The organism is Ensifer sp. Root423 (genome assembly GCF_001426275.1).
GTDB lineage: Bacteria > Pseudomonadota > Alphaproteobacteria > Rhizobiales > Rhizobiaceae > Ensifer > Ensifer adhaerens.
In genome coordinates this window covers 354,979-378,514 of sequence record NZ_LMEG01000043.1, presented here as the reverse complement: position 1 = coordinate 378,514, position 23,536 = coordinate 354,979, and the positions used below count along the sequence as shown (strand labels likewise).

Annotated in this window: 22 protein-coding genes; 10 read left to right on the top strand and 12 right to left on the bottom strand. The window is 63.2% G+C overall.

What is annotated here, in order from left to right; genetic code table 11:
- Positions 1-446: 446 nt before the first annotated feature.
- Together ASD01_RS26995 and ASD01_RS26990 are read left to right on the top strand one after the other, a co-directional pair.
- Positions 447-4,103, top strand: coding sequence for a FecR domain-containing protein (locus ASD01_RS26995; RefSeq protein WP_060644767.1), 3,657 nt, complete (start codon positions 447-449; stop codon positions 4,101-4,103).
- Positions 4,103-6,109, top strand: coding sequence for a CHASE2 domain-containing protein (locus tag ASD01_RS26990; RefSeq protein WP_082584701.1), 2,007 nt, complete (start codon positions 4,103-4,105; stop codon positions 6,107-6,109). The genes ASD01_RS26995 and ASD01_RS26990 overlap by 1 nt, the downstream gene beginning before the upstream one ends.
- 22 nt (positions 6,110-6,131) lie before the next feature.
- On the opposite strand, the gene ASD01_RS26985 is transcribed toward ASD01_RS26990, so the two are convergent.
- The 6 genes from ASD01_RS26985 to ASD01_RS26960 all read right to left on the bottom strand — a co-directional run bounded on the left by ASD01_RS26985 (position 6,132) and on the right by ASD01_RS26960 (position 12,958).
- On the bottom strand, positions 6,132-6,848 hold the full coding sequence (locus tag ASD01_RS26985) for an ABC transporter ATP-binding protein (protein ID WP_060644765.1): 717 nt from the start codon (positions 6,846-6,848) through the stop codon (positions 6,132-6,134).
- Entirely contained in the window at positions 6,829-7,593 is a 765-nt protein-coding gene (locus ASD01_RS26980) for an ABC transporter ATP-binding protein (RefSeq protein WP_060644764.1), read from the bottom strand. The genes ASD01_RS26985 and ASD01_RS26980 overlap by 20 nt, the downstream gene beginning before the upstream one ends.
- Positions 7,593-8,597: a branched-chain amino acid ABC transporter permease gene (locus ASD01_RS26975; protein WP_156623708.1), complete on the bottom strand. Its 1,005-nt coding sequence runs from the start codon at positions 8,595-8,597 to the stop codon at positions 7,593-7,595. The genes ASD01_RS26980 and ASD01_RS26975 overlap by 1 nt, the downstream gene beginning before the upstream one ends.
- A complete protein-coding gene (locus ASD01_RS26970) occupies positions 8,594-9,460 on the bottom strand; it encodes a branched-chain amino acid ABC transporter permease (protein WP_034800070.1) in 867 nt (288 codons plus the stop codon). Before ASD01_RS26970 ends, ASD01_RS26975 begins: the two co-directional genes overlap by 4 nt.
- A gap of 175 nt (positions 9,461-9,635) precedes the next feature.
- The gene (locus ASD01_RS26965) at positions 9,636-10,808 is read right to left on the bottom strand and encodes an ABC transporter substrate-binding protein (RefSeq protein WP_060644763.1); all 1,173 of its coding nucleotides are present in this window, start codon (positions 10,806-10,808) and stop codon (positions 9,636-9,638) included.
- Positions 10,809-11,113: 305 nt separating this feature from the next.
- Positions 11,114-12,958 (bottom strand): phospholipase D-like domain-containing protein, encoded by a 1,845-nt coding sequence (locus ASD01_RS26960; RefSeq protein WP_060644761.1) that lies wholly within the window; start codon positions 12,956-12,958, stop codon positions 11,114-11,116.
- A 245-nt stretch (positions 12,959-13,203) separates the two neighbouring features.
- Here ASD01_RS26960 and ASD01_RS26955 point away from each other — a divergent pair, with 245 nt between their 5' ends.
- From ASD01_RS26955 to ASD01_RS26935, 5 genes are all read left to right on the top strand, one after another.
- Positions 13,204-14,007, top strand: coding sequence for a DUF899 domain-containing protein (locus tag ASD01_RS26955; RefSeq protein WP_060644759.1), 804 nt, complete (start codon positions 13,204-13,206; stop codon positions 14,005-14,007).
- Positions 14,004-14,267 carry a hypothetical protein gene (locus ASD01_RS26950; RefSeq protein ID WP_034800066.1) on the top strand — a complete coding sequence of 88 codons (264 nt, stop codon included), beginning with the start codon at positions 14,004-14,006 and terminating at the stop codon, positions 14,265-14,267. The genes ASD01_RS26955 and ASD01_RS26950 overlap by 4 nt, the downstream gene beginning before the upstream one ends.
- Positions 14,268-14,573: 306 nt before the next feature.
- Positions 14,574-14,930 carry a hypothetical protein gene (locus ASD01_RS26945; RefSeq protein WP_156623707.1) on the top strand — a complete coding sequence of 119 codons (357 nt, stop codon included), beginning with the start codon at positions 14,574-14,576 and terminating at the stop codon, positions 14,928-14,930.
- Between the two features lie 155 nt (positions 14,931-15,085).
- Positions 15,086-15,406, top strand: a complete 321-nt coding sequence (locus ASD01_RS26940) for a FliM/FliN family flagellar motor switch protein (protein ID WP_051659531.1) — start codon at positions 15,086-15,088, stop codon at positions 15,404-15,406.
- Between the two features lie 104 nt (positions 15,407-15,510).
- The gene (locus ASD01_RS26935) at positions 15,511-16,278 is read left to right on the top strand and encodes a 3-hydroxyacyl-CoA dehydrogenase (protein WP_060644755.1); all 768 of its coding nucleotides are present in this window, start codon (positions 15,511-15,513) and stop codon (positions 16,276-16,278) included.
- Positions 16,279-16,339: 61 nt separating this feature from the next.
- Here ASD01_RS26935 and ASD01_RS26930 read toward each other — a convergent pair whose 3' ends face one another.
- The gene (locus tag ASD01_RS26930) at positions 16,340-16,951 is read right to left on the bottom strand and encodes a helix-turn-helix transcriptional regulator (RefSeq protein ID WP_060644798.1); all 612 of its coding nucleotides are present in this window, start codon (positions 16,949-16,951) and stop codon (positions 16,340-16,342) included.
- A gap of 164 nt (positions 16,952-17,115) precedes the next feature.
- Between ASD01_RS26930 and ASD01_RS26925 the strand changes: the two genes are divergently transcribed.
- From ASD01_RS26925 to ASD01_RS26915, 3 genes are all read left to right on the top strand, one after another.
- Positions 17,116-17,724 carry a superoxide dismutase gene (locus ASD01_RS26925; RefSeq protein WP_060644753.1) on the top strand — a complete coding sequence of 203 codons (609 nt, stop codon included), beginning with the start codon at positions 17,116-17,118 and terminating at the stop codon, positions 17,722-17,724.
- A gap of 150 nt (positions 17,725-17,874) precedes the next feature.
- The gene (locus ASD01_RS26920; protein WP_063979538.1) at positions 17,875-18,468 is read left to right on the top strand and encodes a flavin reductase family protein; all 594 of its coding nucleotides are present in this window, start codon (positions 17,875-17,877) and stop codon (positions 18,466-18,468) included.
- A 25-nt stretch (positions 18,469-18,493) separates the two neighbouring features.
- Positions 18,494-18,826 (top strand): tetratricopeptide repeat protein, encoded by a 333-nt coding sequence (locus ASD01_RS26915; RefSeq protein WP_034800062.1) that lies wholly within the window; start codon positions 18,494-18,496, stop codon positions 18,824-18,826.
- 64 nt (positions 18,827-18,890) lie between these two features.
- On the opposite strand, the gene ASD01_RS26910 is transcribed toward ASD01_RS26915, so the two are convergent.
- The 5 genes from ASD01_RS26910 to ASD01_RS26890 all read right to left on the bottom strand — a co-directional run.
- A complete protein-coding gene (locus ASD01_RS26910; protein ID WP_034800061.1) occupies positions 18,891-20,171 on the bottom strand; it encodes a TRAP transporter large permease in 1,281 nt (426 codons plus the stop codon).
- Positions 20,172-20,693, bottom strand: a complete 522-nt coding sequence (locus ASD01_RS26905; protein WP_034800060.1) for a TRAP transporter small permease — start codon at positions 20,691-20,693, stop codon at positions 20,172-20,174.
- A 79-nt stretch (positions 20,694-20,772) separates the two neighbouring features.
- Positions 20,773-21,750 (bottom strand): TRAP transporter substrate-binding protein, encoded by a 978-nt coding sequence (locus ASD01_RS26900; RefSeq protein WP_060520509.1) that lies wholly within the window; start codon positions 21,748-21,750, stop codon positions 20,773-20,775.
- 118 nt (positions 21,751-21,868) lie between these two features.
- Positions 21,869-22,741 (bottom strand): amidohydrolase family protein, encoded by an 873-nt coding sequence (locus tag ASD01_RS26895; RefSeq protein ID WP_234798783.1) that lies wholly within the window; start codon positions 22,739-22,741, stop codon positions 21,869-21,871.
- On the bottom strand, positions 22,738-23,536 hold a 799-nt coding region (locus tag ASD01_RS26890; protein ID WP_244495311.1), incomplete at its 5' end, for a mandelate racemase/muconate lactonizing enzyme family protein. The genes ASD01_RS26895 and ASD01_RS26890, both read right to left, overlap by 4 nt.

Here is a 23,536-nt window from a genome sequence, read left to right as displayed (position 1 = left end):
CGGCGTAAGTGAGCGAGGCTGGCTCACCCGGTCGTGGCTTCCGTCAGAACTTCGCATTAGCGTTGATAACGGCCGCGGCATGTCCCGCGCCGCCCGCTTTGGCCACGCGATATTTGCGTCAAGATTTGAGCGCTTGGAAAATAAGCGTTGCAGCCCCAGCGGAGTCGCCGGACCACCTGATGGAGCCGGCAGGCAGCCGGTGCAGGGACGCCAAATCGTGGGCCAAAACCACCCACGCGAATGCTCTAATTCGGATAAGCCTTCCTCACCGACTGTCCGACAACAAGGAGCGGCAGACGAGACCCCTTGCTCTCGCCCTGGCGTTACAGATTTGCCTCGCGAACTAACCATATCACTTGGAACGCAATTAAGAATATTCGAATTCTATTGACTTTATCCTGATCGAAATTCACTGAATCCACGGTGGGACGGAGACGGGAACGAAGATGGGGCGGCATCAGCTTCGGGGACTGCTTGCGACAGTGGCAATCCTCTGTCCAAGCGCAGGCTTGGCAGAACCGGTTCAAAGAACACCGCCCGTGGCCGGATCGGTGATTGCCCGAAAATCCGGTGAGGAAGTGCGCTTCGTCGACGTTTCGAGCTGGCGCTTCGTCGATCTCGCACAGGACCTTTTGTCCGGCGATATCCTGCGCACCAATGCGACCGGGGCGCTGGCGGTGCTTTTCTCCGACCACACCCAGATCCGGCTCGGCCGCAACACGGCGTTGCGCGTCAAACGGATGGGCACAGGCAGCGATACCAATCTCGAACTGCAGTCAGGCACGATCTGGGCACGGGCGGAGCGTGGCGGCCAGGGCCTGACGATCGACACGCCGGCGGCAACCGCTGCCATTCGTGGCACCGATTGGACCCTGACGGTCGCCGGCGACACGACCTCGCTGACCGTGCTTGAAGGCGTGGTCGAACTCGCCAACGAACTTGGAAGCGTCACCGTGAAGCAGGGTGAAGGCGCCGTTGCCGCGATCGGGAAAGCGCCGACCAAGATCGTGATCGTGACGCCGAAGGACCGCGAACAGATGCTCTTCCATCTGTCTTTACGCGACGCCTTCGCGCTCATGCCGTCAACCCCGCTTAAGGTGCGCGACATGCGCGATGAGCGCGAACGGATCGAAGCCCGGCCGGAAGCGTCGCGCTCGGCCGAAGATTGGCTGACACTCGCCGAAATCCAACTGCGGTTCGACGGGCGAGCCCAGGCCACAGCCGCCCTTCAACAGGCTCGACGCCTCGGCCTCAATCGATCTCAAGCCGCGCGCGCCTATCTCGTCGAAGCGCTGATTGCCGGTTCTGAAAACCGCTACGGCGATGCGGCACAGCTGTTCGAAAAGGCAACCCCCGGGCTCGATGCCGACCGCCGCTCCGTCGCGGCCTTCGGCGGCTATTTCGCACGCGCTCTCGCCGACCCCGACCGGATCGAGCAGCCGCCGTCTCAGGCAACAGGTGCCTATGGCGCCTTCGCTGCGGCCTGGACCGCGGGCTTTCGCACCGATATCCGCGCAGCGATCGAAACGATCAAGAAGGCGGAAAGGCGATATCCGGACGATCCGTTCCTCCCAGCGGCCCGCGCGCAATTTGCAATGCTGCTCGACGATCGAGACGAAACGCGCGCCGGTATCGAAAAGGCGCTTGCGAACGATCCCGACGACCCGACCGCACTGGAATCGCGCGCCAAGTACCGCTTGCTCATTGAAAACGATCGAATAGGCGCGCTGGCGGATCTCGAGCGTGCCTTGGAAATCACGCCGGGCGACCCGTCTCTCTGGAACTGGGTGGGCCTGGCAAAAAGCGAGCGGGGCGACAATCGCGGCGCCGAGAGAGCATTCCAGAAGGCCGTGGAACTCGATCCGGCCGATCCGCTTTACCACGCCAACCTGGCCTATCAGTACCTCGATGAAATGCGGCTTGCGGAAGCAAAGCGCGAGATCGATACGGCACTCGCGATCGATCCTTCCTTCGACCTCGTGCTCGTCGCCCGCGGTCGGTACCATTTGCAGAACGGCAACCTGGACAAGGCCATCGACGACCTCTTGGCCGGTTCGACGGCCAACCCCGCCTATTCCAACGCGCAATTGCTGCTCTCGGCGGCGCATTATGAAAAGGGAGACCGCCTTCCGGCGGCACAGGCCCTCGACAATGCCGACCGGCTCGACCCGAACGACCCCGTTGTCGCGACTGTGCGGACCGCGATTGCGATCGACGAATACGATTCCGATGCGGCGATCCGCTACGCGCAGGAACTGATGCGGCGGACGCGGGCGCGCGGCGGCGAAAGTGCTCCGCTCGGCGCCAACCAGGATGCCGGATCGACGCTCAACGACGCCTTCCGCCTGCAAGGCCTGAACGCCTGGGGGCAATATTACGGCGATGTGGTCTTCGATCCGTTCACGGGATCGAGCTATGTCGACCAGGCGATCCGCGGCAGCGTCAATCCGCTGTTCAACACCTATGATTTCGATGGCAGCCCCGTCGTCAACACCGCCAATCCGCAGAGCTTCTCCGCCTTCTTCCAGGGGCTGCTGATCGAGCCGCACATGCTGGCAAGCCGCGAGCGCACGGCCAATCTCGTCCAACGGCCGTTCTTCGAGGCCGCGGTCGCAGGCGGCATCATCGCCGACAGCGACCATGAGGGCGGGATCGGCGAGGCGGAACTGCGCGGGCTGACGTTCTCGCCCTTCCCGATCAGCGTCTACGGCAATCTGCATTGGGAGAAGCCGCGCGATACGATCGATATCGGCAATGGCCTGGCGATCGAGCGTGAAGCACGCCTGCTTGGCGGCAATGGCTATGTGACTGCCTCCCCGACGCCGGATGACAGGGTCGTGGCCTATGCCAACTACGGCGATCTTGATGATAAACGCAGTATTTTCGATATCCCGGATCCCCGCGCGGCCCCTCTGAAGCTCGACGGGCTGAGCGACGACGATTCCTCGCGGCTACTCTCGGGCGTGGCGTGGAGCCATACCTTCGGATACCGCAACATCGCCAATGCCGCGTTCTTCTTCTCCGATCAGAATACCACGGAAAACGAGCGGATCCGGCTCACGGACCCGCGCTTTCCGGACCTTGCCACCAGCCGGAGCGAGGACAAGCAAAGAACCTATATCGCCGCCATCAATCACCTTTACGGTGACGGCGATTTCACCTGGCGCTACGGCGTCGAAGGCGGCGTGGTAAAGTCATCGAGCGCGTTCGACATTTTTGACCCGCTGGGCGTCAGCACCGGCAGCAGCAATGCGCCCGTCATCGCGTCCGGTTCGACGTCCGCCACACAGACCGTCGCCAAGGCTTACATCGACACGATCTACGAAATCACGCCGGACCTGAAGACGGAAGGCGCCCTCTTTGCCCGCTATATCGAAGGCGTCAACGACGGCGATGTCAGGCTCGAACCGAAAATCGGCATCGCCTGGACGCCGGCCGAAGGGCATTGGCTGCGGGCGGCAGCCATGCGCGATGGCCTCAACTTCGACGTCGCCACCCTTGCGCCGATCGGCATCGTCGGGCTGCAGCCGAACCAGCTGCGCTTCGGCGCCGAAGGCTATGCCGATACGCTGGCACTACGTTGGGACGCGGAGTGGAACAGCTGGTTCTTCACCGCGCTCGACTACCAGCACCAGGAGGTGCGGCAACTCGCGCTCGACATTCCGCTTTCGACCACCAGCCTTGCGTATGCCAAGGTCGGGCTCGACCGGGTTGCGGCAACGGCGAACTTTGCCATCGGCCACGGCTTCGGCCTCTCCCTGACAGCGGCCCACACGGAAGCCGACGTTAAGGAACACACCGGCAGCCAGCCCGGCGAACTGCTGTTCGTGCCGGAAAACACCGGCCAAGCGGCGCTGACTTGGGTCAGCACGGCGAACGTCAAGACGACCGTTGCCGCCAACTATGTCGGTTCACGACCCGGCGGGTTAAAGACGCTCGACGACTTCTGGACGCTCGACGCCGCCTTGCAATGGGAACCGTTCGACAAGCAGATCGAGGTGGATCTGGCAGCCTTCAATCTGCTCGATGAAGATTTCGAGCTGGGCAATGGCCTGCCGGGTTGGGGACGAACGTTCAAAGGCACGATCAAAGTGCGGTTCTGATGGAGGAGCGCGTCGCCGTGCAGGCATCGAGCGGTCGGTCCGGACAATGGGACAGCCCCCGCTTCCTGCAACGGCGGTTGAAACTTCTTGCGCTTGCGGTTTTCGTCGCCATCGCGCTGTCGCTGGCGACCTTGACCAATGCCTGGCGGCTGAACGAGTTGCGCAGCTTCGACTACCTGTCGACCATCGACGGCCCGCCGCTGCCCGAGGACAGCCCGATCATCGTCGCGATCGACGAACCGTCGATGGCCGAAATCGGGCGCCAATGGCCCTGGCCGCGCGCCCTGCATGCGCGCCTCATCGAGGCGCTGCGCAAGGCCGGCGCACGTGCCATCGGCATCGACGTGATTTTCGCTGAGCCTTCGGCCGATGCCGCCAACGACGAGGCGCTGGAAAAGGCGCTCGGCGCGGACGTGGTTCTTGCCGGAGACCAGACGCTGGTGGAGGCGCCCCAGGCCGACCAGTTCGTGCGCACCGAGCCGCTCGCCCGCTTCATCGCAAAGGGCGCCTGGACCGGGATCGCCTCTGTCAGCCTCAGCGGCGACGGAACGTTGCGCGCCGTTCCCGACTATCCGGACGGATTTGCCGCCGTGCTCGCGGCAATCGCCGGCGCAAAATCGCACGCACCGCCAAAGGACGCTCTGATCCAGGTCTTCGGACCGGCGCGGACCTATCCCACCGTCTCCTATTACCAGGCGCTCGATCCCGACAATTTCCTGCCAGAAGGCATGTTAGAGGACCGCGTCGTGCTCGTCGGCCTCAGCCTGCAAAATGCGCCATCGATCGCCGATGGCGGGGCCGATGCCTTCACGACATCGGATACCGTACATTCGAACAAGCTCGTTTCCGGCGTTGAGATGCAGGCTACCATCTACGACAATCTGGCCCATGAGCTTTTCATTCAGCGCGCTGCAAGACCTTATGTGGTTGCAGCCATTGCGCTGGCCGCGATGCTTGCGGCCTTTTCGGTGCTGCGGACGACCGGCTGGCGCACGCTTGCCTATGGCGCCGTCGCCATCGGCCTGATCATCGCCGCCAGCTATGCCGCGATGCGTCTTGGCCACGTCTTTCTGTCGCCGCTTGGGCCTGGGCTTGCGTTCCTTGCCGTGACTGCCGGCCAGGCCGGGCTCGACTATGCGGAGGAACGCAAGAAGCGCCGCGAAATCACCCGCGCCTTCCAGCAGTACCTCTCTCCTGCCCTTGTCGAGCGCCTGGCGAAAGACCCGTCACACCTAAGGCTCGGCGGTGAGCGGCGCACGCTGTCGATCCTCTTTTGCGACATCCGGGGCTTCACCACCATCGCCGAGGAAATGAAGGAGGATCCGGAGCGTTTGACGGCACTGGTCAACCGGCTGCTGACGCCGCTTTCAGAAGCCGTTCTCGAACAGGGCGGTACTATCGACAAATATATCGGCGACTGCCTGATGGCCTTCTGGAACGCGCCGCTCGACGACCCCGAGCATGCCGTGCATGCAGTCGGGGCGGCGCTCGACATGCTTGCGCGGCTTGAACGGGTGAACCGGGAACTCGAAAGCGAGGCGAAACGGGAACGCCGACCGGCCCAAACCTTGAGGATCGGCATCGGCATCAACACCGGCGAATGCGTCGTCGGCAACATGGGCTCGCACCAGCGGTTCGACTATTCGGCCCTTGGCGACGCCGTCAATCTGGCCTCGCGCCTCGAAGGCGCATCGAAGGACTACGGCATCTCCCTGCTCCTCGGCGAGGAGACCGCGCGTCTCGTCGAAAAGACCTTCCCGATCGCCGAACTCGATCGCATCACCGTCAAGGGCCGCACCGCCGTGTCGCCGGTCTTCACCGTCGCCGTCGGCGCCAGGAAGGACGCGATCGAACGCCACCAGGCCTTCGTACAGGCCAAATATGACGGCACGCTTCGAGCTCATGACGCGGTGTTCGACCAGTTGAAGAGCGCCCTGCCGCCACTCGCGCGCTACTACGAAAGGGAGCGTTCCCGTCTCGATACGTCGCGACGGGAACCGAAGTGAGCCGCCACAACCGACCGCGTGGTCAGTGGAGCCCGCCGACGCCGAGCAGCCGCTCGACGGTATCGTGATTTCCCGCCAGCGCTTCCGGCGTTCCGGTCCAGGCGATCCGGCCGCGTTCGAGCACGATCACCCGGTCGGCAAAGTCGAGCGCGCTCTGAATGCGCTGTTCGACCAAGACGATCGTCATGTCGCCGGTCTTTGCCAGTTCGGCAAACGCCTTCATCAGCTCTTCGCAGATAACGGGCGCCAGGCCCTCCAGCGGTTCGTCGAGCAACAGGATCGACGGACGGCCGAGGATGGAGCGTGCCGTCGACAGCATCTGCTGTTCGCCGCCTGAGAGCTGGCTGCCGAGATTGCGCCGGCGCTCGAAGAGACGCGGAAACATGTCGTAGGCTTCCTGGATCGCACTTTTCGGGCGGTTCTTGAGGCCGACGAACAGGTTTTCCTCCACGGTCAGCGTCGGGAAGACGCAGCGCGCCTGCGGCACGAAGCCGAGCCCCTGCATGGCGCGCGCAGCACTTGGCAGCCCGGCCACGTCCGTCCCGCCCATGCGGATGCGCCCGTCATAACGTCGCGTCTGGCCGGCAAGCGTTGCAAGCAGGGTCGTCTTGCCCATGCCGTTGCGACCGAGCACGGCAAGCCGGGCACCTGCCGGAACGGCAAAGGACACGCCTTCGAGCACCCGCGTCGGCCCATAGCCGGCGGACAGGTTTTCCACCTCAAGCGACGTGGCTGGCATTGGCATAGCTCCCCAGATAGGCTTCCCGCACGCGCGGATCCTTCGTCACGTCAGACGGCGAACCGTCGAAGATGATCGCGCCGGCGGCCAGCACGACGACGCGCTTGGCAAAGCGGAAGACGAGATCCATGTCGTGCTCAATCATCAAGACGGCGAGATCGGCTGGCAGGTCGGCCAGTGCCTGCTCGATCCGGCCGGTGTCGCTCTGCGGCACGCCGGCGGCGGGCTCGTCGAGCAGCAGCACCCGCGGCTTCAGCGCCAGCGCAACGGCGATTTCCAGCAAGCGTTGCTGACCGTAGGCGATCTCTCTCACCTTGCGGTGCATCAGTTCCCGAAGCCCGAGCTTGCCGAGAAGGTCTGCCACCTCGGCCATGACGTCCGGCATTCCCAGAAAATTGCCGAACAGACGACCGGCGCGGCCAGTGCGTTGCAGGACAGCGAGCGCAACATGTTCGGAAGGTGTCATATCGGCAAAGAGCCGCGTCACCTGAAACGAGCGAACGAGCCCCCTTCGCACCCGACCGATGGCGTCGATACCGGTCACCACCTCGCCACCGATACGCACCTCGCCGGAATCCGGCTTGAGATTGCCGGTCACGAGATTGACGAACGTCGTCTTGCCGGCGCCGTTCGGCCCAATCAGCGCGACCCGGTCGCCCGGCGCCATGCTGAGGCTGACGTCATTGGTGACCGCGAGCCCGCCGAAGGCGCGCTTCAAGTTGCGGACTTCGAAGATCGGCTGCATCACTGTGCCTCCTTGCGGCGGGCAAAGAACGCAGCCGCGGTGCCATAGATGCCCTTCGGCGCGAAGAGCACGACGGCGATCAACAGCGCGCCCACCATCGTCAGCCAGTGGAAGGGATTGGCCGCCGAGACCACGTCCTCGAAAAATATGAAGACGACAGTGCCAGTCAGCGCGCCGAAGAGAGAGCCGGTACCCCCGAGCACCAGCATGACGAGGCTTTCCGCCGACATCGTAAAGGAGAGGCTGTCGAGCCCGACGACCTGGGTGGAGATCGCATTCAGCGCGCCGCCGACGCCGGCAACGGCACCGGAGATGACATACATTTTCGTGAGCGCGAACTTCGGCGACGCCCCCATCGAGCGGATGCGGACAGGGTCTTCCTTGATGCCGCGGCACAACATGCCGAAGGGCGAGCGCACGATCAGTCGCAGCACGACGAAGACGATGGCAAGCAGCGCCACGCCGAAGACATAGGCCGTGCGGCCCCAGAGATCGAACTCGTAGAGTCCGAGAAGTGCCGTCGGCGCAATGCCGGAGAGCCCGTCGCTGCCACCGGTCCAGGAGGAGGCCTTGTTGGCGAACTCGTGGAAGAGATGGATGAGCGCGATCGACAGCACCAGTTGCGGCAGCCCGTGCGCACGCAGGATGACGACCCCGCAGATAAGTCCCGCCACCGCCCCGGCAACAATGCCGAAGGCCAGCATCGCCAGCGGATCGTTGATGCCGTAATGCGCCGAGGCGATGCCCGCGGCATAGGCGCCGGCGCCGAAGAGGGCCGCGTGCCCGAGCGTCGCGACACCGCAATAGCCGGTGACGAGATCGAGCGACAGCACCAACAGAGCGGCTGCGATGATCCGGGTCAGAAGAGCCAGATTGTTGGGAAAGAGGAAGTAGCCGACCACCGCGACCAGCAGGATAACGGCCAGACCTATGAGGTCCCCACCGCCAAACCGTCGGCGCACCGGAGCGGTCGCGATCAAGTCGCTCGTCGTCGTCATGGTCATCCCTTGGCCCTCCCGGCGAGCCCGCGCGGGAACACGCAGATGATCGCGATCACGGCCAGATAGAAGAAGAATTCACCGAATTCCGGCATGAGATAACGGCCGGTCGTATCGATCGCGCCGAGCAGCAGGCAGGCAACGAGCGCGCCCGGGATAGACCCGGCGCCGCCGACGGAGACGACGACCAGGAACGTCACCATGTAACGCAACGCGTAATAGGGTTCGACCGGAAGAAGTTCCGCCCCCACCACGCCGCCGAAGGCGGCAAGTCCGACGGCAACCGCAAAGCTCACCGCATAGACGATTTCCGTGCGCACACCGAGGGCGGCCGCCATTGCCGCGTTGTCAACCGAGGCCCGCAGCTTGACGCCGAAGGCGGTCTTTTCGATCGCGTACCAGAGACCGGCTGCAACCACGAGGCCGCAGACGATCGCAAAGATGCGATGGGTGGCGATTGCCCGGAAGCCGAGGTCGACGGATCCCTGCAATTCGCCAGGCAGCGGCACCGTCTTCAGCGTCGGGCCGAAGACATAGTTGGCGATGCCGATGATGCAGAATGTGATACCAATGGTCATCAGCACCTGGGTCAGTTCCGGTGCGCCGTAGATCCGCCTATAGAGCAGCCGCTCGATCGGCACGGCGATGATGATGGTGCCGAAGACCGCGAGCAGCACGGCAAAGCCGTAGGCAAGACCCAAATCGCGCGCTGCATAGGAGGCGATGTAACCGCCGATCATGGCAAAGGCGCCATGCGCCAGGTTGACCACGCGCATCAGGCCCATGGTGACCGAAAGGCCGATGGAGATGACGAAGAGCACCATGCCATAGGCAAGGGCGTCGATCGCAATGCTGAGGACGGTTTGCATGGGGCTATCCGTTGCCCTTTCTTCCAAATTTGGCTGCGCCGGATTCGGTGCGCACTATGCGCGGAGCGGCAGTCAGGCGCCAGCATTCGCGGCGCCGCAGGCGCGCCGGTCGCTCAAAAGCAACCGGTCAACGCATCATCAGTGTCGGTGGGCGCTCAGCACCCGCCCAAGTCGACTACTTCAGCGCAGCGAGACCGGGGTCGCCCTGCTTCTCGAAGGTCTGGATTTCCTTGTTGTAATAGGTGCCGTCATCGGCCTTCTCGACCTCGCGCAGATAGATGTTCTGGGTGATGTGACGCGATTCCGGATCGATCGTCACCGGACCACGCGGGCTGACCCAAGAGAGGCCTTTCACGGCTTCCACGGCCTTGGCCGCATCCTGCTCGCCGCCGGTCGCCTCGATCATCTTGTAAATCACATGCATGCCGTCATAGGCTCCGACCGAGGGGAACGAGAGTTCCGCCGGGTTGCCGATCGCCTTGCTCGCCGCTTCGACAAAGGCCTTGTTCTCCGGCGAGTCGTGCGAGACGGCGTAGTGGAAGGTCGTCTGAATGCCGAGCGCCGCCTCACCGAGAGCAGGCAAATCGGATTCCTGCGTGAGGTCGCCGGGCGCAAAGAACTTGATGCCGCCGTCCTTCAGGCCGTTTTCCTTGAAGGCCTTGACGAAGCCGAGCGTCGTCGGGCCGGACGGCAGGAAGGCGAAGACGCCTTCCGCGCCCGAATCCTTGATGCGCTGCATGATTGGGGAAAAGTCGTTGGTCGCAAGCGGCATGCGGATCGCTTCGACCACCTGGCCGCCGGCCGCTTCGAAGCCCGTCTTGAAGGCGTTCTCGGCGTCCACGCCCGGGCCGTAGTCGCTGACGACGGAGATCACCTTGGAAACACCCGCGTCCTTGGCAACCTTGGCGATCGGCGTCGAGGTCTGCCAGGTGGTGAACGAGGTGCGCACGACGAGCGGGCTTTTGGTGACGATCGCCGAGGTCGCCGCGTTCATGATGACGAGCGGCACATTCGCCTGGGTGAGCAGCGGCGTGACCGCCATGGCATCCGGGGTGAAGTAGAAGCCGGCGAGGTACTGCACGCCTTCCTTGACCACCAGTTCCTGGGCCAGCGCCTTTGACTGGGCGGGATCGGCCTGCGGCACGTCGCGGTAGATGATCTCGATATCGTCGTCGCCGACCTTGCTGCCGTTCAGCGCCATATAGGCGTCGATGCCAGCCTTGAAGTTCTTGCCCTGCAGCGCGAAGGGGCCGGAGAACGGTCCGACGACACCGATCTTGATCGTGTCGGCATAGGCAGCACTGCTCATTGCCAAAGCCGCAACCGCAGCCAGAATCATCCGCTTCATATTTCCTCCCTGAGATGCCGGCCACTCCCGAGCCCGCATCCTCGTCGCAAACGACTGTCGATTTGATGGTTGTCAGCTTGCCATGCCAAACGGTGATGTAAAAATGAAATATGGGGTGCCAATCATAATTTAGGGGTTATGTTTTGACACAGGCAGCGCGCCTCGGCCAGCCGAGTGCACCGAAATCCCCAGCCCATGACACGCACCTTCCGGTGCCCGCGCCAGCCCACTGCGATCAACAGGGGAGCAGCAAACGACACGGTGGCGGCGCAATCGCAGGTTCGGGGCGTATCGCCGCCGCTGACCTAGATCGGCGGCAGATTTTCCGGCTGCGCCATGTCGATGAAGACCTGAACGCGTTTGGCTCGCAGCTTGCCGGGCTTGTACTTCTTCAGCCACTCGCCAGTTTCATCGAGGAACAGACTGGCCGCGGCTCCCTCGGATGTCCCCACGCGCGCCGCCTTGTCCCGGTCGGACTTCTTCATTGCTGTCGCCTCCCGGACAGAGCGGAAATAATAGTGGTTGAACAGCCGATTGAACTCCGTGAAGTAGATGTCGGCCGCGCGCCGATCGCCACGGATGAGCAGCATGTTCTCGTCGTTGTCGTTGGTCGACGCGTCCGAGAAGTTCGCCGAACCGGTGACGACCATTGGATCCGCGCCAAGGGGATCGGCGAGCAGAAACTTGGAATGCACATAGGCGACGTGATTGTTGAGCCCGAGCGCCCGCGCATTGGTTTCCCGCGCCCACTGATAGACCGGATCGCGCAGATAGGATCCCCAGGCCTGATAGACGTTCTGTCGCGCCGTCAGCGGAATGAACGGCTTCTTCGCCTTGGCCTTAGGCTGGTCGCGCTTTTCCAGGAGGAGGAAGAGCACCGGATGCACGCCGGACTGGGCACTATTGTCGAGAAACGCCTGCTTGAAGCGATCGTTGATCCCGAAGGCGAGCGTCACGCCGCCATAGGACCGCGCCTCGTCCAGCGCCCTCACATACATGTCCAGAACGGCGCTTCCGGCACGCGGACTGAAGATCGAGGTCACGCCGCTTGAAACATCCGCGGGCGCATGCGGCACCTCGGCAAGGTCAGAGACCGCCTTGCGAAAGGCTTTTCGCTTTGACCTGCTCGCGGCAGGATTGTCGGTCTTTGCCGCACCAGGGTCGCCGGCAAGCAGTGTCCAGTATGTTTCAAATGCCTTGGCGAGATCGGCGTCGCGGACCCAATGCCCGACATTGGTCTGGCCATGCACGCCGCCCATCGACAGGTTCGTCGAGCCTGTCCAAACCTGCGCCTTTCGGCCCGGATCCTTGGGGAGCAGCACCATGAACTTGTTGTGCTGTATGTCGGCGGGATTGTTCTGCCGCCACCGCGCGATCGCCGCCTTCGGAAGCCCTACGGTGCGGACGATTTCCTTATTCTCCTCGCGCGGAAAGCTCTCGTGGAACTTGCCCTTCTTGTCGGTATAGGCATTTTCCTTCGCGTCGAGCACGAGCCTCACGGCGACGCCGCGCTCGAAGGCGGCCTTCAGCCTTTCCACAACGGGGCGATATCTGAATTCATAGAAGCAGCCGAGCAGCGTGTCCCCCGCTTCCGCCTGGTCGATGAAACGCAGCAGTGCTTCGTCAAGGTCCCGGCTCAGCCACTGCAGCGCCTCGAGCGTCTTTTCCGGCGTTTCCAGCTTGTCCGGCGGCTTGTTTCCGAAACGGCGTCGGTAGGCCTGGCTGCTCGCGACACCGCGGTTGAAGAAAACGTCGTGCGTCTCCTCACTGAAGAGCGGTTCGGTTTTGATACCGATTCTGATGGCAGGTGCTGACCGGTCGATGTTCTTCGCCATACCCGTCAGCGGATGGAAGTAATAGTCGTAACGCCGACCGGGCTTGGCCGTGAAGTCATCCCAGACGAAACTCTGAACGGGATGGTCGTAGGTCAGAACGACGGTATCCTCATTGGGATGGGAGATCACCGTTTCGAAGACCTTGAAGCCGTACATGTAGTACCGCTCGCCTTCCGTTGGATCATGCCGCTCGACCGCAAAACCGAGAAGCCCCGCGGTGTCGGCGTTGCGATAGTCTATCGCGAACGAAACCGTATTGACCCCCGACACGGCGAAGACCTTGTACCCGCCAACCGCATCCGAAACGAAATGCATGCCGTCCTCCCGCGCGTGGTTGCGACAAGCATACTCGCTCAACTTCGAGGAATTACAACAGCGACAACTAAAAAGGAGCTTGATCGGCGAACTCCCGCGCCGCTGCGCAGTGGCAGCGGCTCCGGCTCGAAAACACCGCCACACTTGTTACTCCCGCCGATCCTCTTGCGGTGTCAAGCTGCTCAGGACTGCAAGGCATCGGCCTTGCGTTGAGAAGCTTTGCTGAAACGAGGAGACACAGCACCATGACCCAGACGATCGAGAAACGCGAGAACGGACGCGCGGACGCCCAGTCGACGATGCAGAAGCCGCCGGTGGTTTCGGCACAGGCATGGGAAGCGGCCCGGCAGGAAATGCTGGTAAAGGAAAAGGCGCACACCCGCGCCCGCGATGCGTTGGCCGCCGAGCGTCGGCGGATGCCCTGGACGGCCGTGACCAAGAACTACGTGTTCGAGGGCCCCGACGGCAAGGCGAGCCTGCTTGACCTCTTTGCCGGCCGGCGCCAGTTGATCGTCTACCGCGCCTTCTACGAACCGGGCGTGCATGGCTGGCCCGATCACGGCTGCCGGGGCTGCTCGATGGTCGCCGATCAGGTTGCGCATCTGTCGCACCTTAACGCCCGTGACACGACCCTGGTCTTTGCCTCGCGCGCCCCGCAGGCGGATATTGCCAGGCTGAAGGCACGGATGGGCTGGACCATGCCCTGGTACACCATCACCGACAGCTTCGATGCTGATTTCGACGTGGGCGAGTGGCACGGCCACAATGTCTTCTTCCGCGACGGCGAAGAGCTGTTTCGCACCTACCTCGTCAACAGCCGCGGCGACGAACAGATGGGTAGCACCTGGAACTATCTCGACATCACCCCGCTCGGCCGACAGGAAGTGTGGGAGGATTCGCCGGCCGGATATCCGCAGACCCCGACCTACAAGTGGTGGAACTGGAACGACAGCTACGTCGAAGGCGCTGCCCCCGACAAAAGATGGGTCGAAGTATCGGATGCCGGCGAGGCCGCGATGCGCGCCTCCGACACGAGCGCGAAGCCATGAGCATCGGCGCCCGCTCCGGTGAGCGCGACGGGCGGGCGCCCTCCCTCGCCCGTTTGGTAGCCGCGGGGTTGGCGCTTGCCGCCGCCCCCACCTTCGCCCTGATGGCGGTTCTTTCCAACATGGGAACCGCCGGGGCCGATCCGATGCTGTGTAGCGGCGCCGGACAAACTGTGATCGGCGGGATGACCGCCATGTATCTGCTGATGGGCGCCTTTCACCTTCAGCCCTGGCTGAAACTGATCGACATCAGAAAGGGCTGAGGGATCGGCCTCGCCCCCGGCGCCTGTCAGTTGCGGGCGTCGGGAGCTGAAAAATCATCCGGCGACATGCTATTGTCGCACGGCACGCAAAAGATGTGGAAACGCCGATGGGCATATGTCCCTGAAATCGGCGAGTGGGCATGCTGTCGAGTCGGAGAAGCAAGTGACTTCTCAGCTTGAAGTACGGAACGGTTCCACTAGGTAGATTTGGCAAGATCTCCGGCCCTTGTATCGGCAGGAGAAATCAGTCGCTTTCCACCTGTGGCCGGATCCGTTCGGAAAATACAGCGAATCAGGAAGTTGACCTTGAGTGTTGCCGCCTCTCAACCGAACCCGACACGTTTCAAGAGCCGCCCATTGCCTTTGGCGGGCGCCCTGCTGCTTTTCGTTATAGCCGCTGCGGCATCGCTCTACTATTTGAGTGGAGCGAAAGAGCCTTCGTCGGAGATCGCAGCGATTGCCCCGGCTGTGACCGGCGCTGAAGTCGACGCCGCGATGATGCAGTCGCCGAATTTCCAGATCCTGTTCAGTGACGGCGATCGCGGGCTGATGGTCTACGAGGGTTACGTCTATGTCGTGCGACTCGGCGACAAATTGCCGAATGGCCGCCGCATGATCGGATTCCAAAAACGGGACGGAAACTGGGCTGCGGTGTCGCTTTGACAGCTTTCACCGCCTCCGAATTGTGGATGTTAACGCTTTGTTAACGCTCGCTTGCAAGGCACGGGGACCCCCCATTTAGCCACGGTTGCTACCCAGGGCGAACTGGCGCAACTCTTTGTTAAAGAGTCGTGAATCAGTGCTTTGGATGGTGCAGAATGATTAACAAGAAGCTACAGGATGAGCTGGTCGAGCTCGACGAAAGCCCTGCGTTCGAAGGCCGTTCTGTCATGAGCGAGCGCGCAGTCCAGGGAATTCCTCTCGCGATCGAAGCGGTGATCGGGCGCGCCAAGCTGACGGTGTCGCAGATCTCGAAACTCCATCAGGACGACACGATCCATCTCGATCGCAACTTCGGCGAACCGGTGGAACTCAAGGTCAACGGCATGGTGATCGGCCGCGGCGAAATCGTCTTCGACGAAGCCACCAACGCGATCGGCATCAAGATCATCGAAATCTCCCCGATCGGCGCCCAATAGGCTCCGACGCGTAAGGCCGCCGTCGTCAGCGGAACTTGGCTTCCACAGCCAGCAAGGCTATGTCGATAGTTCAACGACACGATCCGGTACGGGAGGAGCCTCATATGCTGATCGATGGAAAAGTCTTTATCGTTACCGGTGGCGGTTCGGGTCTGGGTGCGGCCGTCGCGCGGCAGCTGCATGGCGAGGGTGCCCGCGTGGTTCTCGCCGACGTCAACGCCGCAGCCGGCCAGCAGATGGCCGAGGAGCTTGGCGGCAACGCGCTCTTCCAGAAGACGGATGTCACCAGCGAGGCCGATGGCGCCGCCGCAGTGGCAGCGGCCCTCGATCGCTTCGGACATCTGCACGGCCTGGTGAACTGCGCCGGCATCGCGCCGGGGGAAAAGGTGCTCGGGCGCGACGGTCCGCACCGGCTTGAAAGCTTTTCGCGCGCGGTCGAGATCAACCTCATCGGCACCTTCAACATGCTGCGGCTCGCCTCAGAGGCGATCCAGCGGGAAGAGCCCGGCGAGGATGGTGAGCGCGGGGTGATCGTCAATACCGCATCGGTCGCCGCCTTCGATGGCCAGATCGGCCAGGCGGCCTATGCCGCTTCCAAGGGCGGCGTCGTCTCGATGACCCTGCCGATTGCGCGCGAACTCGCGCGCCACGGCATTCGCGTCGTCGCCATTGCGCCGGGCATCTTCGAAACACCGATGATGGCCGGCATGCCGCAGGAAGTGCAGGATTCGCTCGGCAAGAGCGTGCCCTTCCCGCAGCGCCTTGGCAAACCGGACGAATTCGCGGCACTCGTGCAGCACATCTGCGAAAACCGCATGCTGAACGGCGAAGTCATCCGCCTCGACGGCGCCCTGCGCATGGGCGCGCGCTGACACGATCGGAGCTGGTGGCGCCCGACGACCGGGCGCGTGCCAGAGCGTTCCTTTGGCACGATCAGGCGGCCCGGTTGGCCGACTTGACCACATAGGCACAACGTCGCGCGCCGGCCAGAATGTGCTCGGCGCGCTCGACCTCGACACCGGGGCCGAGCACCGCCCGAAACACGCTCAATTCTGCCCTGCAGAAGCCCTGGCAGTTGGTCGCGGCGGCACAGATCGGACAATGGTTCTCGACGAACAGCAGCGTGCCGTCGCCCGGATCCTCGCAGGCGGCCATATAGCCTTCCTGTGACCGCAATCGAACGAGCACGTCCACCCGTTCGCGCAGGCTCTCTTTCTCCACCATCGCCGCACGATAGTTCTGGCGCGTCTCGTCCTCACGCGCGGCGATCAGCCGGTCGATCGCGTCCTCGCCAAGCGTCTGCCGGATGGTGCGCAACAACTGGACGGTCAGCTCTGCATGCGTATCGGGAAACTCCGCGTGGCCGGCAGCCGTCAGCCCCCAGAACTGCGACGGACGACCGACGCCTTTTGCCTCGGACCACGACGTGGCCAGCCCCTCCTCGGCGAGACGCACCAACTGCTGGCGCACGGCCTCGCCGGTGATCGCCAGACGTTTGCCGAGCGCTGTCGCGGTCTGCGGTCCGTGTAGCTTGAGTGCAAGCATGATGCGCTCGCCCGGGGTGCGGCCGGCGCTTTGCTCTGGATTTAACAAGGGATCGCTTGACATATTCCCGCGCGCAGATTTACAAAGAATTGTCTTGCTAAATACACTCTCCTCCGTTCGCAGACAAGTGATCCGAGAGTGCCCCGCCCGCAAAGGATTTGACCATGGCCTTCGAACTTCCCGCCCTTCCCTACGCCGCCGCAGCACTTGCCGAAAACGGCATGAGCGCCGAGACGATCGAGTTTCACCACGGCAAGCATCACCAGGCCTATGTCACGGCGCTCAACGGCTTCGTCGAGAAGGACGCCTCGCTTGCAGGCCTGTCGCTGGAAGAGATCATTCGCCTCAGCCACGGCAAGGCGGAACTCGCCCCGGTCTTCAACAATGCCGGCCAGCACTGGAACCACATCCTGTTCTGGAAAAACCTTTCGCCGAAGGGCGGTCAGATCCCCGGCGTGCTCGATAAGAAGATCACCGAAGATTTCGGCAGCGTCGCTGCCTTCAAGGATGCCTTCAAGGCAGCCGCCACCGGCCAGTTCGGTTCGGGCTGGGCCTGGCTGGTGCTCGGCCAGGACGGCAAGCTGAAGGTGACGAAGACCGCCAATGGCTCCAACCCGGTTGCCACCAATGAAGGCAAGGCGCTGCTCGGCCTCGATGTCTGGGAGCACGCCTATTACATCGACTACCGCAATCGTCGCCCGGACTACGCGTCGAACTTCCTCGACAAGCTTGCCAACTATGAGTTTGCCGAAGCGGAACTCAAGTCCGCCTGACCGACTGAAGGCGGTGCGGGCTGGAAAGAGTTCGCGAGCCGATCGGTCGAAGAGTTGCAGCAGCCGCTCGCCCCCGCCTGAGCTCAGGCTTCTGCAAATCCCGTGGCGTCTCCCCGCCGCCACGGGCTATTTCATCTCGGAACGAGCCCCATGCGCCAGACACCTCCGCCCTCCCTCGCCATCGACGCCCATGCCGACCTGGCGGTGTCGAAACCGGAGTTCGCCGACACCCTGTCGCATCTCGCCGCCACCGTCTGCGTGGCGAGCGCCGGCAATGGCCCCGACAGTCTCGGCCGGACGGTGACGGCGACCTTCTCGCTCTCTGCCAACCCGCCGTCGATCGTCATTTCGATCAAGGCGGACAGTCCGCTTGCCGCGCTGATCGCCGCCGAGCGAGGGTTTTCGCTCGCCATGCTCGCTGAGGGCCAGGAGCTGATCGCAGATGCCTTTGCCGGCAAGATCGAAGCGTCGAAGCGCTATCTCGTCGGCATATGGGCTGAGTGGCCGAGCGGACGGCCAAGGCTGCTCGGCGCGGCTGCCACGCTCGACTGCCTGCTCAGCGCTTCGATCGAGGTGGGCGACCATATGCTGTTCGTGGGAACAATTGTCGCAACCCAGACGTCTGCTCATGCCGACCCCTTGATCTGGGGCCGCCGCCGGTATCAGTCTCTCGACAGGACGAGATCGCTGACGCTGGCGAGCAATGGGCATGCGCCCCTTACCCCAAGCAAGCCTGCGGCCTGAACCGGCGATCGCGGAGGAGGAAGCCATGCGGCAAGTGCTCGAAAAGCTCTTACAGGACGGAAAGGACGACGCCCTTTTGCGGTTCACGCTCGGCAGCATCTGCCTCCAGGAGGCGGACTTCGATACCGCCTTGGCCCATGTGGAGCGGGCGATCGCCTTCGACCCGGACTATTCGGCAGCATGGAAACTGCGTGGCGCAATCCTCCTCAAGCTGGGCCGCCACCAGGAGGCAATTCAGGTCTGGCGCGAAGGCCGTACGGTCGCCGAGCGGAAGGGCGATCTGCAGGCAGCAAAGGAAATCGGCGTCTTCCTGAAACGCCTGGAGCGGCAGTGTCTCGCCGCCAACGGGAACGAGTAGCCAGCCCTGAAAAAGGCCGGGCCCGGCGGATATACCGAGCCCGGAGATATCGCGAACGATCAGTTCACTTGAAGACCGAAGGCAGCCACAGCGACAGCGCCGGTATGTAGGTGACCGCCATCAGCACTGCGATGCTGGCGCCGAAGAACGGCCAGATCGTGCGCATCGCCTCGCGGATGGATATCCCGCCGACGGCGCAGCCGACGAAGAGTACGGTTCCGACCGGCGGCGTGTTGAGGCCGATGCCGGCATTGAGGATCATCACCACACCGAAATGCACCGGATCGATGCCGAAGGCCTTGACCACGGGCAACAGCACTGGCGTGCAGATGATCACCATCGGCGCCATGTCCATGAAGGTGCCGAGGATCAAAAGGATGATGTTGATGACGAGCAGCACGATGATCGGGTTTTCCGAGATCGCGCCGATCGCACTGATCATCAATGCCTGCACCTGAAGGAACGCCATCAGCCAGCCGAAGGACGCCGCCATGCCGATGACGAGCAGCACCATGGCCGTCGTGCGCACCGCCCCCATCACCGCCTCGACGAAGCCCGTCCAATCCAGCTCGCGATAAACAAGCATGGCGACGAGGAAGGCATAGAGCACGGCAATGCACGAGCTTTCCGTGGCGGTGAAGACGCCGGAGCGCACGCCGCCGAAGATGATGCCGATCAGCACGATGCCGGGGAACGAGGCGAGCAGATAGTAGAAGACCTTGGCAAAGCCCGGAAACGGTTCGGACGGATAGCCCCGGCGCCTGGCAACGACATAGGCCGTCACCATCAGCGCAAGCGCGAGCAAGAGCCCCGGGATGATGCCGGCGGTAAAGAGATCGGCAACCGAAACATTACCGCCGGCGGCGATCGAATAGAGGATCATGTTGTGCGACGGCGGAACCATCAGCGCGATAATCGCCGCATTGACGGTGACGTTGACGGCATAGTCGCGGTCGTAGCCGCGCTTGGCCATCTGCGGGATCATCAGACCGCCGACCGCAGAGGCGTCAGCCACCGCCGAGCCGGAGATGCCTCCGAAGAGCGTCGAGGCGACGATATTGACCTGGCCGAGGCCGCCGCGCAGGTGGCCGACGAGGCCGGCCGCAAACTGGATCAGCCGGTTGGCGATGCCGCCGCGCACCATCAGGTCACCGGCAAAGATGAAGAACGGGATCGCCATCATGGCAAAGACGTTCATGCCCGAATTCAGCTGCTGAAACACCACCACCGGCGGCAGGCCGAGATAGAGCACGGTCGCGAACGAAGCGATGCCGAGGCAGAAGGCGATCGGCGTGCCGATGAGCATCAGGAGGGTGAAGACCCCAAAGAGGATAGTGTAAGCCATTCAGGCCATCTCCTGCACGACGACATCGGCTGCGAGTTCGACGCCGAGAAACTGGTCGATAAAGCGCTCGGCTGCAAACAGGGCGATCATGGCGCCACCGACGACGAGCGGGAAAAAGTCGACGCCGCCGGGCCATCCGAGAACCGGAATAGTCGCCGTCCAGGTGCCGGCCGAAAGGAGCAGGCCGTAATAGGCCATCGCTAACCCGAACACGACGATCAGCCCGAGGCTCGCCAGATCCATGGCAAGCTGCACCGACGGCTTCATCACGTGTCGGACGACATCAAGGCCGAGATGCACGCTTTCGCGTACGCCGACGGCGGCGCCGAGCATGATGAACCAGGCCATGAGATGAAGAGCCAAGGGCTCCGACCAACTCGGAGAGTCGTTGAGCACGTAGCGGGCAAAGACCTGCCAGCCGACGATCAGGGTCATGGCGACCATGCCAATGCCGGCGATGTAGAGCGAAGCGCGGCTCAGCGCGCCAAGAAGCGGACGTATCGTCCGCATGAAACGACGCATGTTTCTTCCTCCTCCGCAAAGGCGATCCGGTAAACAGTTGAAAAGGCCGGCCCCGATCCCGGAGCCGGCCTCACCGCTGTCACTTGACCGCCTTTACCCTTTCGAGAAGGTCCTTCAGCTTCGGGTCGCTGACGAACTGGTCGTAGACCGGCCCCATCGCGGCTGCGAACTCCTCCTTGTTGACCTTGATCACGTTCGCACCGGCAGCGCGGACCTTCTCCTCGGAAGCCTTTTCGCGCGCGCTCCAAAGCTCGCGCATCTTGCCGACGCTGTCCTTGGCCGCTTGGCGAAGCAGCGTCTGATCCTCAGGCGAGAGCTTGTCCCAGCTCGTCTTGGAAATGACGAGGATCTCCGGATTGAGGGAATGCTCCGTCAGCGAATAGTTCTTGGCCACCTCGAAATGGCGGGCAGATTCGTAGGACGGCCAGTTGTTCTCGGCACCATCGACGACGCCCGTCTCGAGCGAGGAGTAGACCTCGCCCATCGGCATCGGCGTCGGGTTGGCGCCGAAGGCCTGCATCATCGCGATCCAGAGATCGGATTGCTGCACGCGGATCTTCAGGCCTTTCAGGTCAGCCAGTTTCTCGATCGGCTTCTTGGTCGTGTAGAAGGAGCGCGCCCCGCTATCGTAGAAGGCAAGACCGATCAAGCCATGCGGTTCGAAGGCTGCGAGGATTTCGTCGCCGATCGGGCCGTCGACGGTGTTGTGCATGTGTTCCGTCGAGCGGAACAGGAAAGGCATGCCGAGGACCATCGTCTCCTTGACGAGGTTGTTGAAGGGTGCTGCGTTGACGCGGTTCATGTCGATGACGCCGAAGCGGGTCTGTTCGATCGTGTCCTTCTCGCCGCCGAGAACGCCGTTGTTCATGACCTCGATCTTGATGCGACCGTTGGTGCGCTCGGAGAGCAATTGCCCCATGTATTTGACCGCATCGACGGTCGGGTAGCCATCCGGATGGATGTCGGCCGAACGCAGGGTGATTTCCTGCGCCTGCGCCGCTGTGCCGGCAAACGCCAGCCCCATGGCGACGCAAAGCATGCTTGCAATTTTCTTCATGTTTTCCTCCTCTAGTCGTGCTTCGGCCTCTCCCAAGACCGGGTTGCTGCCCATCCGGGCCGGCATGCGAAATCTCCATGTTGTGGGTTCCACGGGCGCCTCCCAGCACCCGCGGCAACTACACCGCGGCGAAGGCCGGCAGCTTGAACAGGCGTTCCGGGTTCTCGACGAGAGCCAGATGTCTGGCCCGTTCGTCCGGAAGCCAGCCGAGCACGAGGTCTGCCAGCCGTGCATCGTCGGGATAGTCTTCCGTCTTGCGGATCATGTTGTGCGGCCAGTTCGAGCCCCAGACGATGCGCTCTGGCGCATGCGCGGCGATCTTCCTGGAGACGGCTGCGACATCCTCATAGGGCCACCCGTCCCGCGAACTCTCGTAGACGCCGGCGAACTTGAACCAGACATTGTCGCGATCGATCAGCTTCAAGAGAGCCGCGATCTCCGGTCCATCCGGATCGACGCCGGCAAAGAACTTGCCGTGGTGATCGAGCACCCAGCGTGACCGGATGCGCGCCAGCCGCGGCAGATGGTCGAGCAGCCGGTTGCCGTCGAACTGCACGGCTATCATCCAATCTGCCGCATGTGCCCGCGCATCGACCGCTTCCAACGCATCGAGCCCCACCGCCCCTCCAGGCAGATCCATGATACGGGCACCGACAACGCCCGCGTCGCTGAGCGCGCCGATGTCCGCGTCGGACGTGGTTTCGTCGATGACGGTGACGCCGCGCGCGACATCGCCCATCTCGGCCAGGCAGGCGAGCAGATTGGCGTTATCCTTCTGATGGGCGTTGCCCTGGGTGATGATCACCCGGTCGATGCCGAGCCAGTCCATGACCTGGCGGTAGGCGGCAGCATCCGGCAACGGCTCAACCGGCAAAGGCGGGCCGCCGGGAAGCGATGGATAACCCGGCAGATACATGTGCATCTGCGCGTCGACCGTGCCCGTCGGCAAGCGCGGTTCAGGCGGGCGGCCGGTGAGGGTTCGCTCGATCATTGCGCGCTCTCGGGCATCTTGAACCTGGCGAGCGCGTCACGGTCGATCTCGATGCCAAGGCCGGGCGCATCGGGGATGGCAACGACACCGTCGACCGCCTCGATCGGCGCCTTCAGCACCGCCTGCCGGAACGGATTTTCCGTCCGGTCGAACTCCAGGATCGGCTCGATCGGGTTGACCCGCACCGGATCCGGCGTCATCGCCGCCATGAACTGCAGCGCGGCAGCGATATGCACGCCCGTGCCCCAGACATGCGGCACGATGCGAACGCCGTGCAGCGTCGCAAGACTCGTGATCTTCGCCATCTCGGAAAAGCCGCCGCAGCCACAGAGATCCGGCTGCAGGATGTCGACGGCACGGCTTTCGATCGCCGGCCACATGCCATATCGGCCATGCCAGGTCTCGCCGCCGGCAACCGGGATCGGTTGGCCGGCCCTGACCGCGCGATAGGCGGAAAGCTGTTCCGGCACGACCGGCTCCTCGAACCAGTCGATGTCGTAGTCGGCCGCCGCCTTGCCAAGCCGGATCGCCTCGGTGACGGTGTAGCCATGGTTGGCGTCGATCATCAGCCGCATCTCGTCGCCGATCGCCTCGCGCACGGCACGAATGACCCGCAGATCTTCCTCGATGCCGAAGCCGATCTTGATCTTGCAGGCATGGAAGCCTTGCGCCCGGCGCTCGGCCATCTCCAGCGCATTGTCGGAGACCCGGTCGACGCCATCGCGCTTGAAGCTGCCGGTCGCATAGGCGCGCACGCTCTCGCGCCAGCGCCCGCCAAGCAGCATGGAGACGGAG

Coding starts and splice junctions, on each gene's coding strand:
- ASD01_RS26995 (WP_060644767.1), top strand. CDS start 447: ATGGGGCGGCATCAGCTTCGGGGACTGCTTGCGACAGTGGCAATCCTC.
- ASD01_RS26990 (WP_082584701.1), top strand. CDS start 4,103: ATGGAGGAGCGCGTCGCCGTGCAGGCATCGAGCGGTCGGTCCGGACAA.
- ASD01_RS26985 (WP_060644765.1), bottom strand. CDS start 6,848: ATGCCAGCCACGTCGCTTGAGGTGGAAAACCTGTCCGCCGGCTATGGG.
- ASD01_RS26980 (WP_060644764.1), bottom strand. CDS start 7,593: ATGCAGCCGATCTTCGAAGTCCGCAACTTGAAGCGCGCCTTCGGCGGG.
- ASD01_RS26975 (WP_156623708.1), bottom strand. CDS start 8,597: ATGACCATGACGACGACGAGCGACTTGATCGCGACCGCTCCGGTGCGC.
- ASD01_RS26970 (WP_034800070.1), bottom strand. CDS start 9,460: ATGCAAACCGTCCTCAGCATTGCGATCGACGCCCTTGCCTATGGCATG.
- ASD01_RS26965 (WP_060644763.1), bottom strand. CDS start 10,808: ATGAAGCGGATGATTCTGGCTGCGGTTGCGGCTTTGGCAATGAGCAGT.
- ASD01_RS26960 (WP_060644761.1), bottom strand. CDS start 12,958: ATGCATTTCGTTTCGGATGCGGTTGGCGGGTACAAGGTCTTCGCCGTG.
- ASD01_RS26955 (WP_060644759.1), top strand. CDS start 13,204: ATGACCCAGACGATCGAGAAACGCGAGAACGGACGCGCGGACGCCCAG.
- ASD01_RS26950 (WP_034800066.1), top strand. CDS start 14,004: ATGAGCATCGGCGCCCGCTCCGGTGAGCGCGACGGGCGGGCGCCCTCC.
- ASD01_RS26940 (WP_051659531.1), top strand. CDS start 15,086: ATGATTAACAAGAAGCTACAGGATGAGCTGGTCGAGCTCGACGAAAGC.
- ASD01_RS26935 (WP_060644755.1), top strand. CDS start 15,511: ATGCTGATCGATGGAAAAGTCTTTATCGTTACCGGTGGCGGTTCGGGT.
- ASD01_RS26930 (WP_060644798.1), bottom strand. CDS start 16,951: ATGCTTGCACTCAAGCTACACGGACCGCAGACCGCGACAGCGCTCGGC.
- ASD01_RS26925 (WP_060644753.1), top strand. CDS start 17,116: ATGGCCTTCGAACTTCCCGCCCTTCCCTACGCCGCCGCAGCACTTGCC.
- ASD01_RS26920 (WP_063979538.1), top strand. CDS start 17,875: ATGCGCCAGACACCTCCGCCCTCCCTCGCCATCGACGCCCATGCCGAC.
- ASD01_RS26915 (WP_034800062.1), top strand. CDS start 18,494: ATGCGGCAAGTGCTCGAAAAGCTCTTACAGGACGGAAAGGACGACGCC.
- ASD01_RS26910 (WP_034800061.1), bottom strand. CDS start 20,171: ATGGCTTACACTATCCTCTTTGGGGTCTTCACCCTCCTGATGCTCATC.
- ASD01_RS26905 (WP_034800060.1), bottom strand. CDS start 20,693: ATGCGTCGTTTCATGCGGACGATACGTCCGCTTCTTGGCGCGCTGAGC.
- ASD01_RS26900 (WP_060520509.1), bottom strand. CDS start 21,750: ATGAAGAAAATTGCAAGCATGCTTTGCGTCGCCATGGGGCTGGCGTTT.
- ASD01_RS26895 (WP_234798783.1), bottom strand. CDS start 22,741: ATGATCGAGCGAACCCTCACCGGCCGCCCGCCTGAACCGCGCTTGCCG.